Origin of the sequence: Bacillus sp. CD3-5 (assembly GCF_006349665.1) — a bacterium.
Classification (GTDB): domain Bacteria; phylum Bacillota; class Bacilli; order Bacillales; family Bacillaceae_G; genus Bacillus_A; species Bacillus_A paranthracis.
The window spans coordinates 926705-942849 of the sequence record NZ_VEPX01000001.1 but is presented as its reverse complement, the minus strand read 5'-3'; the positions used below and the strand labels follow the sequence as shown (position 1 = coordinate 942849).

Below are 16145 nucleotides of genomic sequence, written 5' to 3'. Positions count from 1 at the left end.
TGAAGGCATGGGGTTAATTTATAAAGTTGCTGATCAAGATTGGGAATTTGACAGTATACATAAATTGAATTATAAAACATTTGTAGAAGAAATTCCGCAACATGAAGAAACGAAAGATCGTGTTCGTATAGATCGTTTTCATGAAGAAAATACATATTTAATTTGTTTAGATGACGATAAGTTAGTAGGTATGGTTGCATTGCGAGGAAAACGACCATTCTCATTAGACTATAAAATTTCAAACCTAGATTTTCATTTGGAAAAACATGGGGGTAATGTATATGAAATTCGTTTACTTTCAGTAGAACGTGAATATCGAAATGGAAGAGCATTGTTAGGTTTAATTCGCTTTTTACATCGTTATTTGCTTCTAAATGGATATGAATTGGCACTCATTTCTGCAACAACACGTGAACTACCTTTATATGAGCAAATGGGATTCAAATCTTTCCATTCGTTAGTTGGTACAGAAGCAGCAGCCTTCCAGCCCATGTATGTTACCCCTGCTATGTTTGAAGCGTCGAGTGTTGGGGGAATTATGACGAAAGAGTATACGTTTTTACCTGGTCCAGTAGATATTGAAGAAAATGTTCGAAAGGCATTTTCTACTAAGCCTATTTCACATCGTTCTAAGTCATTTCATGTGACGATGGAAATTGTGAAAAAACGTTTGCTACAAATGACAAAAGCAAAACGTGTGCAAATCATGTTAGGAACAGGGACGTTAGCAAATGATGCCATTGCTTTACAGTTACGTTCTTTAAAAGGAAAAGGACTCGTATTAACAAATGGGGAATTTGGTAATAGATTAGTTGGACATGCAACGCGCGCAGAGTTACATTTTGATACGTATAAAAAAGAAATAGGAGAACCGTTTATTTATACAGAATTAGAAAAAATAATGGGAACTGGAGATTATGAATGGCTTTGGTTTGTTCACCATGAAACATCAACTGGAATGTTAAATGATTTAGACGAGCTAAATGCTCTAAGTAACAAGTATCAACTGAAACTATGTGTAGATTGTATCAGTTCGATTGGAGCAATACCAATAGATTTAAAGGATATATATTTTGCAAGCGGTGTTAGTGGAAAAGCGATTAAATCATATACAGGATTATCTTTTGTTTTTCATAACCATATTGTAAAAATAAATGAAGCAGTACCGGCCTATATGGACATTGGCATGTACGAAGAAAATGAAAGTATTCCATATTCTCATTCATGGAATTTAATTAATGCTTTGCAAGAAGCATTGAAGAGATTTGAAGATGAAACAGCATTTGTAAAAATAAAAGAGACATATGATTATATGGAAGAAGCTATTACGACTATAGGATTAAACCTTGTTTCACCTAAAGAACATGCCGCGCCAATTATACTTACGATTCAATTAAGCGAAGGCCAGTCCTCTAAAACGATAGGTGATGAGTTAGCATTACAAGGATATATTGTCCATTATGAATCAGCGTATTTACAAAAGAATAACTGGATCCAAATTGCATGCCTAAATCATTACAAAGAACGTGATATGAAAAGGATGTTGAATTGTTTACAAATGTTTGTATTACAGAGTGAGGTACATATATAAAGACTTTTTCTTAATATAGATGGTTTCGTATAAAGGAGTTGCTACATACGAAAACTTAGGAATAGAACATTGGAAGAGGTGTTAGTATGATAACTAAAAAACTACCATTACATATAGACGATATTAAAAAAGCTCAAAGCATTCTGGATAGAAATGCTCGTAAAACTCCATTAGTAAAATCATTTTATTTGACTAGTAAAACGGGTGGAGAAATTCACTTGAAATTAGAAAATATGCAATTAACAGGTTCTTTTAAATTCCGTGGTGCGTTTAATAAAATGTCACAGCTGACAGATCAAGAAAAAGAGAGAGGAGTAATTGCTTGTTCTGCTGGTAATCATGCGCAAGGAATTGCTTTATCTGCTCATTTACTCGGTATTAAAAGTAAAATTGTAATGCCGATTTCTGCCCCTCAAGCGAAAGTTGATGCAACGAGAGGATATGGATCTGAAGTGGTTTTACATGGTGAAACCTTTGATGATGCGAAGGCAAAATGTGAGGAGATTATTAGAGAAACAGGTGAAACATACTTACATCCATATGACGATGTAGAAGTAATGGCTGGTCAAGGTACAATAGGATTAGATATTCTTGATGATATGTGGGATGTTGATACGGTCATTGTACCAATTGGCGGGGGAGGAATTATTTCTGGAATTGCTGTTGCATTAAAATCTTTTAATCCGTCGATTCATATAATTGGTGTCCAAGCAGAAAATGTTCATGGGATGAAGGCATCTTATGACAAAGGTACAATTATAGAACATTATGAGGCACCTACGATAGCAGATGGTTGCGCAGTAAAAATACCAGGCAATTTAACTTTTGAAGTTGTAAAAGAATTAGTAGATGATATTGTAACAGTATCAGAAGATGAACTAGAAGTAGCGATGAAAGACTTATTACAACGCGGGAAAGCTGTTGTAGAAGGTGCAGGCGCATTAGCTACTGCTGCTCTACTTGCAGGGAAAGTGGATACATATATTAAGGGGAAAAAAGTAGTAGCAGTTATATCTGGTGGGAACGTAGACTTACAGCGCATATCGAGTGTTTGTGAACAATTTTTTGTGGCGAATGAAGTGAAATGAAATAGTACATTTAAACATTGTGTAATAAAAGAGGAGCTAAGTAACATTATATTAGCTCCTTTTTCATTATGTTTGTGCGGGAGTAAATAATGACTCCATTTTTACTTTGCTCTTTTCTCGAATTTCAGCATCTGCATGGCGCATCACGTATTTATGAGCTACAGCGATCGCCAAAACATCATCTAATAAGCCAATCCCAATAATAGCAGCTATATCTGGAATGAAGTCAATTGTTAATACGTAATAGGATAAAGCGGCTAATATGATGAATTTCGCTTTAGTAGGTAACCCTTTTTTTCTCATTATGTAATATAAAATAATACTTTCATATACGCTAGATTTACCGAGGTTTGCTGAGCTTTTCTTGAATTTTTTCCAAAGTGTCTGTTTTTCCATATAAACACTCCTTTTACAAAAACATAGATTTTTTAAAAGGATTGACAAAGAAGTGGGAAATTAATCAATTTTATTGTCTTTCTTAATTATATATTTCCATAAAAATAGGAGATTATCTGTTCAAAATAATAAAATGTTGGGTATGTAACGATTCGCGGTGTTTTGTTACATAGTATGTATTCGCGATATGGCGGTAATAAATCAGCATACTCTTATGATATTTGGCAATACATAGAAACAGAAAATGTACCTGGTATCGGGAAATATGACCTTAATTTACTTATAGGAAAATAAGTCACTGTCTTGGCTGACTGGAACAGCACAAGAGCAAATAGAAGTGCTAAACAAAATATAATCCAATCAGGAGCTTTTTCAAGTGAGTACATTGAAGATGTTAGTGGAGCATTAACATCGTTAAAAATGGCAGCTAATTTCATTTTACAACTTGATGGATTAGCATATTTTACTACTGATTCAACTTCAGATGCTCAATTTAAATACGATGAAAGAGCACCTTGATTGTAGAGATTGATAGTATGATGAGTATTAACTCAATATCAATACGTCGACTGTTATTCTTTTAACTATGACAACAATTTCTCGACTCCGACGCAATCTATTAACAGAACTTTTAATGAAGGAGCTATTTTAATGGTCTCTTCAATATCTAAATTTCCAAAACCCACTGTATATAATCCGAATCCTTCTTTTCCATCTATATATAGTAATGCTATTCCGCCTTCGTCATCACCAATTGCTAGTGAATTTGGTATATATTTTTGAATATCATGCGCTTCATTCATCTCTATGCAATCAGTAGGGCCCCAAATACGTATGTAAATTTCATTTTTTACATTAATCTCTGCATTTGTACATTGTTGAATTACTTCTAAATAATCTAATGGCACATCTATTGATGAGAACTTTTGTAATTTTTGAATAGCCTCTTTACTCGCTGGTGATTCATAAGCTTCTAATGTGAAGGCCTTATTTAATTTTTCTAGAATATTCATTAATAATCAATCCTTTCTTAACTTTACTTTAAGTTTATCAAGCATTTTATATTGTTGTTCTAAAGTTTCTGAAATGTTTTCTTTAGAAAATCCTGCGTGTTCAAAAGCAGATAGAAGATTTTTTAATTCATCTTGTAAAGCAGAACTCCATTTTCGATTACCTAAGCTTAAACGCCCACCGCGTAATTCTGTGCATTAGAAATTATGGTGTGAGATAATCCTTTTCATGACCCGATAGTCACTGTTGGTGCGAGTTTCTCGACGGATGTAAGACCAGCTACTGCCATTCTAGCCGCTATATCTCTGGCTGATTTTTTATCATCAAATCCTGTTTCCTCTGAACACACATTGCATCTTCTATCATTGTAACATCTTGATCATCTCTGTATTACGGAATTTTTCGGCACTTAGTTTCGAATCTGCTCTTACTTGTATAATTGAATTGATAGATGTAAAAGCATTTGGTCTTGCATCATTAAACCTTTGAATGCACAGTTGATAAGAGGCTCAAATTCATTGAAAACACAAATGCTCTATTTCATTATAGATTCTGTATTTCTTCTAGCATTTCAGGTGTTACTTTGTTTTGAATTATTTTTTCCTCTCTTTTCTCCCATCTTCTTGAAAGTAGTCACTTCGGTGATGGCTTTTTATTTTCTCAGATGAAGCCGATGAGTTTGAGTTTTAGAATTTTATCGTGGTATTATTTATGTAACAAGGGGATGTTGTAAGAAAAAATACAAGTTGAGGGGAAGATGAGAATGGGAATTTATAACTATGAAGCGAAAGAGGATTTGCAAGTAGGAGAAGTTTGTTTAGAACGAGATATTTATGAAATTATAAATTTTTACAAGAAAGGGTCAATAGTTTTATGTGATTCAGTATCTCGTTTCAGTGCGAATTCAGACAGAATGTTTAAAGTGATAAATAGGATAGAAACATATATGCATAAAAATAAAGACTATACATATCAGGTTTCGGATAGGCCCAAGTTGATTTATGTAGTTGAACAGGTAAGATAAGGAAAGCATTCATAACGGATGCTTTTTTCTTTGTTATATAGAATGTACACATTAAACGTGAATTTGAAAGAAATGTATGTAGATGATTTGATTTATTAAACATTTATTAAGCGGTATGGGGGAAGCAAAATGAAAATAATAGAACTACCAATTGAATTCGAATTTAACGGGCAAACACAATGTGTTTATCCAAGTTTAATTATATTACATAATGAATTAACGTTAGTCGATACAGGATATCCAAGTTTTTTACCTTTAATTGAAAATGCAATATTAAAACATGGGTATGAGATGAAAAACTTAAAGAATATAATTATTACCCATTATGATGCTGATCATCTAGGGGCTTTATATGATTTCAAAGTGAAATATCCTCACATTAATATTATTGCTAGTGAAATTGAATCTAACTATATTAGTGGTGATATAAAATCAGAGAGGTTGGCTCAAGCTGAAAAAATGTTAAAACGTATGCCAAATGAAGAAAAAGAATTTGGTAAATGGTTTATACAACAGTTAAAAAATATAAAACATATTTCCGTCGATGAAAAAGTACATGATGATCAAATGATTTTGAATAATGAATGTCAAATAGTAGCAACCCCAGGACATACTTCGGGACATATTTCATTATATTTTCCGAATTTAGATTGTGTAATTACGGGAGATGCGGCTGTTCATGAGAATCGTGAGTTAGTAATAGCTAATCCGAATTTTTGTTTAGATATAGAAAAAGCGGAAGAGTCTTTAAAGAGAATTAAAGACCTTAAAGCTGTAAAGTATTATTGCTATCATGGAGGGGAATTCAATATATAAAATAATAAAAAACCGATCTTTTCTATATAAGAAAGCTCGTTTTTTTAATTCATAGATTCTGCAATTTGAATTAAAGCCTTTACGTTATATTTTCCTTGTATATAGCGTTTGTTACCAATTGCAATTGTGTATTGAAAACCATTTTTCTGAAATAGGAGCTCATATGCTGAATCGAAATGAGGATTGTATAATGCTTTTATATTATTTTTTAAGCTATAGAACTTAGCGCCCCTATGTACATAGAAATCTAATTTGTTTTGAACTGGTGAAACAGTGATTTTAAAAATCCCATTAATATCTTCATTGTAGTATTGGAGGTTTAAGTAATCGTTATAGATGTATCCTTGAAATTCGTGAATTTCGAACGGGAATTTTGTAGGAGTAAGTATATGTTCCTTACACTTCATTTCATATTCTTTTACGATAGTAGCTTCTTTCATAAGTGGATTGCCATCATAAATTTGATTTATGAGAGATATTTTATTGTTTTTTGTTACTATTTCCAAAATGAAACCGATAGTAAATTCATCATTAGTGCCTTTGAAATAAGAAATAAGAATTGTAGTATCTTCTTTTGGAGATGGTACGGTTTTAATTTCATGAATAGGTTTTTCCTTTTGGAAAGTAGGTAGTTTAACTCCTTCTGTTACATATGACTGCATTAATTCTTTATCATTTTTGAGCAAAGCATGTTTGAATTCACTGATTACATCTGTTTGAGATTTTGCCGTTATAATTGTGGTGGATTGAAAATATAGTAAGTAAAATATGCAAAAGATCCTTATGAATGTAGTTGTCAATTTTATCACCCTATAACTATATTTCCGTAACATTGAAATATATATGTATAGGGGGGGAGAAGATGAGTTTATTGTTTGATGTAATTGCAGATATCATTTTATTTTATCCTCGAAATGACATGAAATTAAAACATCATATTGCCAAATTAAGCGAATTTGAGTGGTTTCGAAAGTTACACGAAGATACAAAGTATACAAGATTAATTTGGAGTAATAGAAAAGTTAAGAAGTTCATTTTGTCTTCTACTAACATGGAAGCATTAATAAATTCTGAGAAAAAACAAAAAGAACTTGTCCAACTAGTACATGATGAATATAAAAAAAGAAGATAAGAATTTTTTTATTTTTCATATTTGGCGAAACAAATGGTACAATGAAAGCTAATGTGAAAAATAAGGAAAAGAAGTGGTCTATTTGAAAAACTTTTTAGAATTAGGAATTAGTGAAACGTTTAATCATACATTACGTGAAAATGGAATTACAGAAGCAACCCCAATTCAAGAGCAGGCAATTCCTGTTATACTGTCAGGTAAAGATATTATTGGGCAGGCGAAAACAGGAACGGGTAAAACGTTAGCATTTGTGTTACCAATTTTAGAAAAAATCGATCCAGAATGTAGCGATGTTCAGGCTTTAATTGTTGCACCAACAAGGGAACTAGCGCTGCAAATTACAACTGAAATTAAAAAAATGCTTGTGCAACGAGAAGATATTAATGTTCTAGCAATTTATGGTGGTCAAGATGTAGCACAACAATTGAGAAAATTAAAAGGTAATACACATATTGTTGTTGCAACACCAGGACGATTATTAGATCATATACGACGTGAAACGATTGATTTAAGTAATCTTTCAACGATTGTATTAGATGAAGCGGATCAGATGCTTTATTTCGGTTTCTTATATGATATTGAAGATATATTAGATGAGACACCTGGTAGTAAACAAACGATGTTATTCTCAGCAACTATGCCAAAAGATATTAAAAAATTGGCGAAACGTTATATGGATGAGCCGCAAATGATTCAAGTACAAAGTGAAGAAGTAACGGTAAATACAATTGAGCAGCGTGTCATTGAGACGACAGATCGTGCAAAGCCAGATGCACTTCGTTTTGTTATGGATCGTGATCAGCCATTTTTAGCAGTTATTTTCTGTCGTACAAAGGTTAGAGCAAGTAAATTGTATGATAATTTAAAAGGACTAGGTTATAATTGTGCTGAACTTCATGGTGATATACCTCAAGCGAAACGTGAAAGAGTTATGAAGAGTTTCCGCGAAGCTAAAATTCAGTACTTAATCGCAACGGATGTAGCAGCTCGTGGACTTGATGTAGATGGTGTAACGCACGTATTTAACTATGATATCCCTGAAGATGTAGAGAGTTACATTCACCGCATTGGCCGAACAGGACGTGCAGGTGGATCAGGTCTTGCAATTACGTTTGTTGCAGCGAAAGATGAAAAACATTTAGAAGAAATTGAAAAAACGCTTGGTGCACCATTGAAAAGAGAAATAATCGAACAACCGAAGATAAAACGTGTAGATGAAAATGGAAAACCGGTACCAAAGCCGGCTCCGAAGAAATCAGGCGAGTATCGTCAAAAGGATAGCCGTGAAGATTCAAGACGTGGTTCGAGAAATGGCTCAAGAAGTAATTCAAGAAATAGTTCAAGAAATGAAAACAACCGATCATTTAATAAGCCAAGTAATAAAAAAAGGTAGTACAAAGCAAGGGCAGCAAAGACGTGGCCGTTAAATAGTTATAATTGTAAAGAGTCGCAAAATATTGCGGCTCTTTTTCGTTTGTATACAACAAAGGTGATGAAGAGGGGAAATTTCATTCACCGTATTTAAAATAAATTTTATAGTCCAAAACCAGTAGAACAAGGGTACTACAGCCATGTCGTAATTCAAGAACAAGTGCAACTTACGTATGGACAATATTTAATCGAAAAAAATCGAGAGCAAGCAATTCGTACTAGCTCCTCTGATGATGATAGGAATTATGAAAAAATCAATTGGTATAACGATATGAAAACATCTTTTGCAAACAAAGAATTGGCCGATTTGGTAAAAGAAATTTGTAACTTTGTTAGTTTTGTTCGATGGGAACTCGAGATGCACAACTGCCATCCTTATTGGGAATTTGCTTACTACGACGATGAAGATAATGCAGTGTGAAGTTAACAAAAGGGATAGGATAGTATGCGAAATAAGAAAAAAGGACTAGCAGTCGTACCTGCCGTCCTTTAATAGGAGAAAAAGTAATCTTGTTTAGAACTACGCATAAACAGAAAATCTGCTTGTAATTAGTTTTGCCATAAATATACGTGTCTATACAAAAAAAGGGATAAGTAAAAAATACTTATCCCCGGAAGGGAACTCCCAAGCACCAAAATGGCTCGTATTGGTCTGCAGGTTCAAAAGTAGTATATGTAAAACAAAAAATCTCATACAAAAAGCAGACAACGATTTTGGTTGTCTGCCAGTGAGTTCAATGAGTTAGCTAATTGTGATAAATTGCATCCCCATTACGAGAAGAGTGAAGCTGCTAGTTCAAACAGCTTGTTGGTATTATTTTCGATTTCTTAAAAAATATACAGAGAAAGCAGATAAGTGAAGAACCTACCTGCTTCTGCTGTAACAAAAGAAAGAAGTATTTGTTTAATCAATGTAATTTGTGGTGTTAACCAATACGAAAACCTTTTTTCCTAAAATGAAAGGTGATGATAAGAAGCGTGAGATACGTTTTAAACAAATTGAACGGACGTTAAGAAATAAAAATTTATAAAGGAAATTGGAAGTAGGATGTTGTATATGTATAAAATAGGAAACTTTTTACTAATTAAACATATAATTAAAATAGACCGACAGTCGGTCTGGTTGGAAGGAGAACGTGAATGCGAATAATTAAGGAGTATGAGGAGCGTAGAAAAGAAATTTTAGAAACGGCTGAACGATTATTTCTTACGAAAGGTTATACGAAAACAACAGTGAATGACATTTTAAAAGAGATAGGAATAGCAAAGGGGACGTTTTATCACTATTTTAAATCGAAAGAAGAAGTAATGGATGAGATTATTATGAGGATTATTAAAGAAGATGTTGCTAAAGCGAAAGTAATCGTTTCTAATCCAAATATACCAGTATTAGAAAAGTTATTTCGAGTTTTAATGGAGCAATCGCCAAAATCAGGGGATGTAAAAGATAAAATGATTGAGCAATTTCATCAACCAAATAATGCAGAAATGCATCAAAAAAGTTTAGTACAATCTATTATTCATTTATCTCCTGTATTAACAGAAATTTTAGAACAAGGAATTGAAGAAGGGATATTTTCGACTTCATATCCACAAGAAACGATTGAACTATTACTATCATCAGCGCAAGTCATATTTGATGATGGGTTATTCCAATGGAAGCCGGAAGAAATGATGAGGAGAGTGAAAGCTTATATTAAAATGATGGAAGTATCTGTTGGAGCGAAAGAAGGATCCTTTAATTATATGCTGGAGGTTTTAATGAAACAGAAATAATATTTTTTCTGTTTGTTTATTATAGACCGACAGTCGGTCTAAATTAAAGGAAGGGTGTGATTATGATATCTATTAGTATAAAACCTTCGATGAAAGATTTTTATTTAATGGTGAGTGGGCAAATTATTACTATTTTGGGTTCAACACTTTTACGTTTTGCTCTGTCATTATATGTGCTAGATTTAACAGGGCGTGCTGATATATTCGCAGGATTATATGCGATAACGAGTATTCCGTTTTTGCTAGCTCCTCTTGGCGGAGCGATAGCAGATCGTTTCAATCGTCGTAAATTAATGGTTATTTTTGATTTTATAAATACTGCGATTGTATTAAGCTTTATAGTTTTGTTATTTACTGGATCTGTATCTATTCTATTGATTGGAACAATTATGTTTTTACTAGCAATCGTTAATGCAATGTACGCACCAGTTGTAATGGCAAGTATTCCGCAATTAGTTCCAGAGAAAAAATTAGAACAAGCGAACGGTATCGTAAATGGTGTGCAAGCATTATCTAATATAGTTGCCCCTGTATTAGGAGGAATATTGTACGGCATCATTGGTTTGAAAATGCTCTTGATAATAAGTTGTCTTGCTTTCTTTTTATCTGCGATTTTAGAAATGTTTATTACAATACCTTTTATAAAGAGAGTGCAAGAAAGCCATATCATACCGACAATTGTAAAGGATATGAAAGAAGGGTTTATATATGTTTTAAAACAACCATTTATTTTGAAATCTATGCTTTTAGCCGCATTACTAAATTTAATACTGACGCCGCTATTTGTTGTTGGTGCTCCAATTATTATACGAGTAACAATGGAAAGTAGCCACACGTTATATGGAATTGGAATGGGATTGATCGATTTTGCTACTATTATAGGTGCATTATCAATAGGTTTTTTTGCGAAAAAGCTACAGATGCAAACATTGTATTATTGGATGATTTTAATAGCTTTATCAGTAATACCGATGGCACTATCAGTTACACCATTTATTCTTAATTTAGGACACTATCCACCATTTATCCTCTTTATACTTTCTTCTATTTTAATTGCAATGATCATGACAATTGTATCCATCTATGTGATTACTGTAGTTCAAAAGAAAACACCAAATGAGAACTTAGGAAAAGTAATGGCAATTATAACAGCGGTATCCCAATGCATGGCACCGATTGGGCAAGTCGTTTATGGTTTTATGTTTGAAGAATTCAGTATGAAAATTTATTTACCTATATTAGTTATTAGTTTCATAATGTTATTAATAGCAGTTGTAACGAAGAAAATACTATCCAATGAAGGGAACTAGCTTTATATGATTAGGAGAATGTTAAAAAGAGATTTCTCTCAAAATAAAATGATAATTACTATTTTATTTATGTTTATCATGTTATCAAGTCTTTTAATGGCTAGTGCTTCAAGTAATGTTATAAATCTATTGAACTCAATGGATCAATTGGTTAAAGTATCAAACGCACCGCACTTCGTACAAATGCATGCCGGAGAAGTAAATCAAAAGTCAATTGATTCCTTTGTAGAAAAAAATCCGTTTGTAAAAAAACAGCAAACGGCTGAGATGGTTCAAATAAATGGATCTAACATTTTTATTAAAAAGAAAAATCAAGCAGAACATAATAGTGTAATGGACATTAGTTTCGTTAAACAAAATAGTAAGTTTGATTTTTTATTAAATTTAAATAATGAAGTGGTTGATGTTAGGAAAGGGGAAATAGGTGTACCCATTTATTATATGCAAAAATATAATTTGCGTATGGGAGATAAAATATGGGTTATTAAAGATAATAATGAACTAGAATTTACGATTTCAGCATTTGTTCGTGATGTTCAAATGAACCCATCAATCGTTAGTTCAAAACGATTTGTAATAAGCAATAAAGATTTTGAAAGAATAAAAAGAAATTTTGGAGAAAGCGAATATCTTATTGAATTCCAGCTAACAGACGAAAATAAAATAAATGAATTTGAAAATCTATATAAGTCATCGAACTTACCACAAAAAGGTCCCTCTATTACGTATTCACTATTTAAAACACTCAATTCATTAACAGATGGAATAATAGCTGCAGTACTTATCATAATAAGTGCATTATTAATGTTAATTGCAATGTTATGTATTAGATTTACGATTATTACTTCGATGGAAGAAGATTATCGGGAAATTGGTGTTATGAAAGCTATCGGCATTACAAGTAAAGATATTCAAAAACTATATGTAACAAAATATGTTGTTATTTCAGCTGGTGGGTGTATATGTGGATATATACTTTCACTATTTGTTACAAAGATATTCACTTCGAATATCACTCTTTATATGGGGGCGGCAAATAAAAGCATTTTACACAATATTGTGCCATTCATAATTACAATATTGTTATTTTTAGTCGTTATCCTGTTCTGTCGTATTATTTTGCGGAATTTTAGGGGAATTACAGCAATAGACGCTTTACAATCAAGAGATAAACTAGGAAAAAGAAAGATTAGAAAATCCTTTTCACTCAAACAAACTAAATTTACAAATGTAAATATATTTATTGGTATAGAAGATGTTATAAAAAGATTCAAGTTATATCGTGTATTAAGTATCGTATTAATAATAGCTGTGTTCATGATTGTTGTACCTGTTAACTTTTTGTATACGATTCAGTCACCGGATTTTGTAAATTATATGGGAACAGGAAAAAGCGATATTCGAATAGATTTACAGCAAACTGAAAATATAGAGAAACGTTTTAAGGGTGTTATTTCATATGTAAAAAATGATAAAGAAGTAGAAAAATATGCAACATTTGTTACGAGTACATTTAAAATGGTAAACGCTGATGGTACACATGAAAACTTAAATGTAGAAATGGGAGACTTCACTACATTTCCATTAGACTATATCCAAGGTAGGGCACCAAAAAATGAAAATGAAATTGCTCTTTCTTATATGAACGCAAATGAATTAAAAAAGAGTGTAGGGGATTATATCTTTTTATTTGTAGATGGGAAAGAGAAAGGACTAGCGATTAGTGGTATATATCAAGATGTAACGAATGGTGGCAAAACAGCTAAAGCTAGTTTTTCTAATAATAATGAAAATATATTATGGTATGTAGTAAATGTAGATATGAAGCCTAAAGTGGACTTGCAAGAAAAAGTGAAGGAGTATAAACAAAATTTTAGTTCTGCAAAAATAACAGATATAAATGATTATGTAACGCAAACTTTAGGAGAAACAATTAAACAATTAAGACTTGTGACGCAAGTGGCTATTTTGATTGCGATATTGATATCAGTTTTAATTACTGCGATGTTTTTTAAAATGTTATTAGCAAAAGATTCTTCGCAAATTTTAATTATGAAAAATATCGGTTTTTCTAGTAAAGATATTCGTATACAGTATATAACACGTTCTATCGTCATTGTATTATTAGGCATTTTGATAGGGACATGTATAGCTGCTACATTTGGTGAAATGTTAGTAAGTTGGTTAGGGTCATTTATGGGAGCAGCTCATATAAAGTTTGTCGTAAATCCTATCGTTTCTTATATAATATGTCCAGCTATTTTATTTATATCTGTGACTGCAACAACACTTTTCAGTAGTTTTACTATGAAGCAAACAAACGATGTAAAGCCAAATGGGGAGTAGGGGTGTATCACTTGAAAAAAATTTTAGAAGTAAAGCAAGTAAACAAAACATATTCAATGGATGGAAATGCAAATTATCACGTGCTAAAAAATATAGATTTAGAGGTTTATGAGGGAGAATTTGTATCAGTCATGGGGCCTTCTGGTTCTGGGAAATCGACGTTACTATATAATATTAGTGGAATGGATCAAATGTCATCAGGAAGTGTAAAAATTGATAGTAAAGAATTATCATGTATGAAAGAAGAAGAGTTAGCAAAATTACGCCTTACTGAAATAGGATTTATTTTTCAGCAGAGCAACCTTCTTAGAAACTTGAATCTATTTGATAATATCATCTTGTCAGCATATTTAGCGAAATGTGAGAGTAAGAAAATAGTAAATAAACGTGCTCTAGAGCTAATGGAGAATATGGGGATAAGTGATATAGCGTCTCATTATATAACCGAAGCATCTGGGGGGCAATTACAAAGAGTCTCTATTTGTAGAGCGCTTATTAATAATCCAAATATTATTTTTGCAGATGAGCCGACTGGTGCTTTAAATTTAAAATCAACAGAAGAAGTAATGCAAATATTATTAAATATTAATCGTGATGGAACGACCATTATGTTAGTCACTCATGATGTGAAAGTAGCAGCAAAAACAGAAAGAATTCTTTTTATGGCGGACGGAGAAATTGTTAGTGAAATACAGTTAGGTAAGCTTAGGAACGATGATTTAAAAGCGCGAGAAGAGAAGTTGTTAAACTGGTTAGCTGTACTTGGATTTTAAAGAGAAAAACTCCTATTGAATGTAGGAGTTTTTTCTTTGTCTTAAAGTTCTAAAAGATATATAATAATTTTCTGAATATTAAAATTGGAGGGGTGCAAATGAAAAATGAAACGTTGCATACGCAAGAAGATATTATTAAAATGCTGGATTCATTATTAAGACCAGCAGAACCATTTTGGAATGAATTTTATGCGAATAGAGAAAAAGATGTTCCGTTTTTTGAAAATGTTCCAGATGAGAATCTAGTTTCGTATATACAAAAAAAGCGGGTTTCAAAAGGAAAAGTACTGGAACTTGGATGTGGTCCGGGTAGAAACGCAATTTATCTAGCAAATGAAGGGTTTGATGTAACAGCAGTGGATCTATCGATAGAGGGCATTAATTGGGCGAAAGAGAGGGCTTTAGCAAAAGGAGTAGAAATTGAATTTATTTGTGACTCAATTTTCAATTTAGAGGTTCAAAATGAATTTGATTTTGTATACGATTCGGGCTGTTTACATCATATTCCGCCACATAGAAGAGTAAATTATGTGGATTTAATTAAAAACTCATTGAAACCAGGTGGTTATTTCGGATTAACATGTTTTGCAGCAGGTGATTTAGATGAGCGAAATGGATCAGAAATAACGGATTGGGACGTATATAGAGGGTGGAGTTTACAAGGTGGCCTTGCATATTCAGAAGAAAAACTGAGAGATATATTTAAAGAATTTGAGGTAATTGAAATTCGAAAGATGAGGCAAATTAAACTACCAAATACTATGTTTGGGGAATCATTTCTTTGGACAGCATTATTTAAGAAGAAATAAGAGAGTAGATAATTGACAAATGTATCGTTTTTATAGACAATACACTTATAAGAATGTACGTTCGGTTTTGGCTGGCCGATGTATGTTTTACATAAATACATAACAAGGGGCGGTCTCTATATGAGTACTACAAATCAAAAAATCACTACGTTTTTAATGTTCGAAGGTAAAGCTGAGGAAGCGATGAATTTTTACACGTCGCTATTCGATCAATCAGAAATTGTAAGTATCTCTCGTTACGATGAAAACGGACCTGGTAAAGAGGGTACTGTCATTCATGCAACGTTTACATTACACGGGCAAGAGTTCATGTGCATAGATAGTTATGTAAATCATAATTTTACATTTACGCCAGCTATGTCTCTTTATGTAACTTGTAATACGGAAGAAGAAATTGAAACAGCTTTTAATAAACTAGCGGAGGATGGAGCAGTACTTATGCCTTTAGGTGCCTATCCGTTTAGTAAAAAATTTGGTTGGTTAAATGATAAGTATGGTGTGTCTTGGCAGTTAACGCTTGCGGAATAAATAAATTGTAATTGATTTGTTTAATGGTTGTAGTTAGGAGATTAAAAATTTAAACAACAAATAAAAAGGTGTTCCAACCGTCAACAAGTTTGGAATGCCTTTTTATTTTTTAAA

General features: G+C 32.4%; 15 protein-coding genes and 3 pseudogenes. 14 read left to right on the top strand and 4 right to left on the bottom strand.

From position 1 onward, the window contains the following. Window positions 1-7: 7 nt before the first annotated feature. Together FH036_RS04955 and tdcB are read left to right on the top strand one after the other, a co-directional pair. Complete coding sequence (locus FH036_RS04955; protein ID WP_139895443.1) at window positions 8-1591, top strand: aminotransferase class V-fold PLP-dependent enzyme; 1584 nt, start codon at window positions 8-10, stop codon at window positions 1589-1591. 86 nt (window positions 1592-1677) lie between these two features. Next, the gene (gene tdcB, locus FH036_RS04950; protein WP_139895442.1) at window positions 1678-2679 is read left to right on the top strand and encodes a bifunctional threonine ammonia-lyase/L-serine ammonia-lyase TdcB; all 1002 of its coding nucleotides are present in this window, start codon (window positions 1678-1680) and stop codon (window positions 2677-2679) included. Between the two features lie 66 nt (window positions 2680-2745). Here tdcB and FH036_RS04945 read toward each other — a convergent pair whose 3' ends face one another. Next, window positions 2746-3075, bottom strand: coding sequence for a YkvA family protein (locus FH036_RS04945; RefSeq protein ID WP_000415071.1), 330 nt, complete (start codon window positions 3073-3075; stop codon window positions 2746-2748). 183 nt (window positions 3076-3258) lie between these two features. Between FH036_RS04945 and FH036_RS04940 the strand changes: the two are divergent. After that, window positions 3259-3607: pseudogene (locus FH036_RS04940) on the top strand (N-acetylmuramoyl-L-alanine amidase C-terminal domain-containing protein); the annotation flags it as partial. A gap of 52 nt (window positions 3608-3659) precedes the next feature. Here the strand turns inward: FH036_RS04940 and FH036_RS04935 are convergent. Together FH036_RS04935 and FH036_RS27350 are read right to left on the bottom strand one after the other, a co-directional pair. Further along, window positions 3660-4088, bottom strand: a complete 429-nt coding sequence (locus FH036_RS04935) for an SMI1/KNR4 family protein (RefSeq protein ID WP_044791814.1) — start codon at window positions 4086-4088, stop codon at window positions 3660-3662. Between the two features lie 284 nt (window positions 4089-4372). Beyond that, window positions 4373-4683: pseudogene (locus FH036_RS27350) on the bottom strand (WXG100 family type VII secretion target); the annotation flags it as partial. A gap of 166 nt (window positions 4684-4849) precedes the next feature. Between FH036_RS27350 and FH036_RS04920 the strand changes: the two are divergent. Both FH036_RS04920 and FH036_RS04915 read left to right on the top strand, forming a co-directional pair. Then, window positions 4850-5110 (top strand): hypothetical protein, encoded by a 261-nt coding sequence (locus FH036_RS04920; RefSeq protein ID WP_000513518.1) that lies wholly within the window; start codon window positions 4850-4852, stop codon window positions 5108-5110. Window positions 5111-5239: 129 nt separating this feature from the next. Next, window positions 5240-5926, top strand: coding sequence for an MBL fold metallo-hydrolase (locus FH036_RS04915; protein WP_000691178.1), 687 nt, complete (start codon window positions 5240-5242; stop codon window positions 5924-5926). 44 nt (window positions 5927-5970) lie between these two features. Here FH036_RS04915 and FH036_RS04910 read toward each other — a convergent pair whose 3' ends face one another. Then, window positions 5971-6759 carry a hypothetical protein gene (locus FH036_RS04910; protein WP_014481666.1) on the bottom strand — a complete coding sequence of 263 codons (789 nt, stop codon included), beginning with the start codon at window positions 6757-6759 and terminating at the stop codon, window positions 5971-5973. 29 nt (window positions 6760-6788) lie between these two features. Here FH036_RS04910 and FH036_RS04905 point away from each other — a divergent pair, with 29 nt between their 5' ends. The 9 genes and pseudogenes from FH036_RS04905 (at window position 6789) to FH036_RS04865 (ending at window position 16031) form a co-directional block, all read left to right on the top strand. Continuing rightward, window positions 6789-7058: a hypothetical protein gene (locus tag FH036_RS04905; protein WP_000054528.1), complete on the top strand. Its 270-nt coding sequence runs from the start codon at window positions 6789-6791 to the stop codon at window positions 7056-7058. Window positions 7059-7131: 73 nt separating this feature from the next. Next, window positions 7132-8485: pseudogene (locus tag FH036_RS04900) on the top strand (DEAD/DEAH box helicase). A 164-nt stretch (window positions 8486-8649) separates the two neighbouring features. Next, the gene (locus tag FH036_RS04895; RefSeq protein ID WP_001177689.1) at window positions 8650-8910 is read left to right on the top strand and encodes a hypothetical protein; all 261 of its coding nucleotides are present in this window, start codon (window positions 8650-8652) and stop codon (window positions 8908-8910) included. A 719-nt stretch (window positions 8911-9629) separates the two neighbouring features. Then, window positions 9630-10265, top strand: coding sequence for a TetR/AcrR family transcriptional regulator (locus FH036_RS04890; RefSeq protein WP_001220171.1), 636 nt, complete (start codon window positions 9630-9632; stop codon window positions 10263-10265). 62 nt (window positions 10266-10327) lie between these two features. Continuing rightward, complete coding sequence (locus tag FH036_RS04885; RefSeq protein WP_138321999.1) at window positions 10328-11575, top strand: MFS transporter; 1248 nt, start codon at window positions 10328-10330, stop codon at window positions 11573-11575. 6 nt (window positions 11576-11581) lie between these two features. Beyond that, on the top strand, window positions 11582-13921 hold the full coding sequence (locus tag FH036_RS04880) for an ABC transporter permease (RefSeq protein WP_139895441.1): 2340 nt from the start codon (window positions 11582-11584) through the stop codon (window positions 13919-13921). 11 nt (window positions 13922-13932) lie between these two features. Beyond that, the gene (locus FH036_RS04875) at window positions 13933-14694 is read left to right on the top strand and encodes an ABC transporter ATP-binding protein (protein ID WP_000721684.1); all 762 of its coding nucleotides are present in this window, start codon (window positions 13933-13935) and stop codon (window positions 14692-14694) included. Window positions 14695-14792: 98 nt separating this feature from the next. Next, a complete protein-coding gene (locus FH036_RS04870; RefSeq protein ID WP_139895440.1) occupies window positions 14793-15503 on the top strand; it encodes a class I SAM-dependent methyltransferase in 711 nt (236 codons plus the stop codon). Between the two features lie 120 nt (window positions 15504-15623). Beyond that, window positions 15624-16031: a VOC family protein gene (locus FH036_RS04865; RefSeq protein ID WP_139895439.1), complete on the top strand. Its 408-nt coding sequence runs from the start codon at window positions 15624-15626 to the stop codon at window positions 16029-16031. Window positions 16032-16145 lie beyond the last annotated feature (114 nt).

What these genes read in the sequence shown, in the direction of transcription:
- FH036_RS04955 (WP_139895443.1), top strand. Translation starts at nt 8, where the DNA reads ATGGGGTTAATTTATAAAGTTGCTGATCAAGATTGGGAATTTGACAGT.
- tdcB (WP_139895442.1), top strand. Translation starts at nt 1,678, where the DNA reads ATGATAACTAAAAAACTACCATTACATATAGACGATATTAAAAAAGCT.
- FH036_RS04945 (WP_000415071.1), bottom strand. Translation starts at nt 3,075, where the DNA reads ATGGAAAAACAGACACTTTGGAAAAAATTCAAGAAAAGCTCAGCAAAC.
- FH036_RS04935 (WP_044791814.1), bottom strand. Translation starts at nt 4,088, where the DNA reads ATGAATATTCTAGAAAAATTAAATAAGGCCTTCACATTAGAAGCTTAT.
- FH036_RS04920 (WP_000513518.1), top strand. Translation starts at nt 4,850, where the DNA reads ATGGGAATTTATAACTATGAAGCGAAAGAGGATTTGCAAGTAGGAGAA.
- FH036_RS04915 (WP_000691178.1), top strand. Translation starts at nt 5,240, where the DNA reads ATGAAAATAATAGAACTACCAATTGAATTCGAATTTAACGGGCAAACA.
- FH036_RS04910 (WP_014481666.1), bottom strand. Translation starts at nt 6,759, where the DNA reads ATGTTACGGAAATATAGTTATAGGGTGATAAAATTGACAACTACATTC.
- FH036_RS04905 (WP_000054528.1), top strand. Translation starts at nt 6,789, where the DNA reads ATGAGTTTATTGTTTGATGTAATTGCAGATATCATTTTATTTTATCCT.
- FH036_RS04890 (WP_001220171.1), top strand. Translation starts at nt 9,630, where the DNA reads ATGCGAATAATTAAGGAGTATGAGGAGCGTAGAAAAGAAATTTTAGAA.
- FH036_RS04885 (WP_138321999.1), top strand. Translation starts at nt 10,328, where the DNA reads ATGATATCTATTAGTATAAAACCTTCGATGAAAGATTTTTATTTAATG.
- FH036_RS04880 (WP_139895441.1), top strand. Translation starts at nt 11,582, where the DNA reads ATGATTAGGAGAATGTTAAAAAGAGATTTCTCTCAAAATAAAATGATA.
- FH036_RS04870 (WP_139895440.1), top strand. Translation starts at nt 14,793, where the DNA reads ATGAAAAATGAAACGTTGCATACGCAAGAAGATATTATTAAAATGCTG.
- FH036_RS04865 (WP_139895439.1), top strand. Translation starts at nt 15,624, where the DNA reads ATGAGTACTACAAATCAAAAAATCACTACGTTTTTAATGTTCGAAGGT.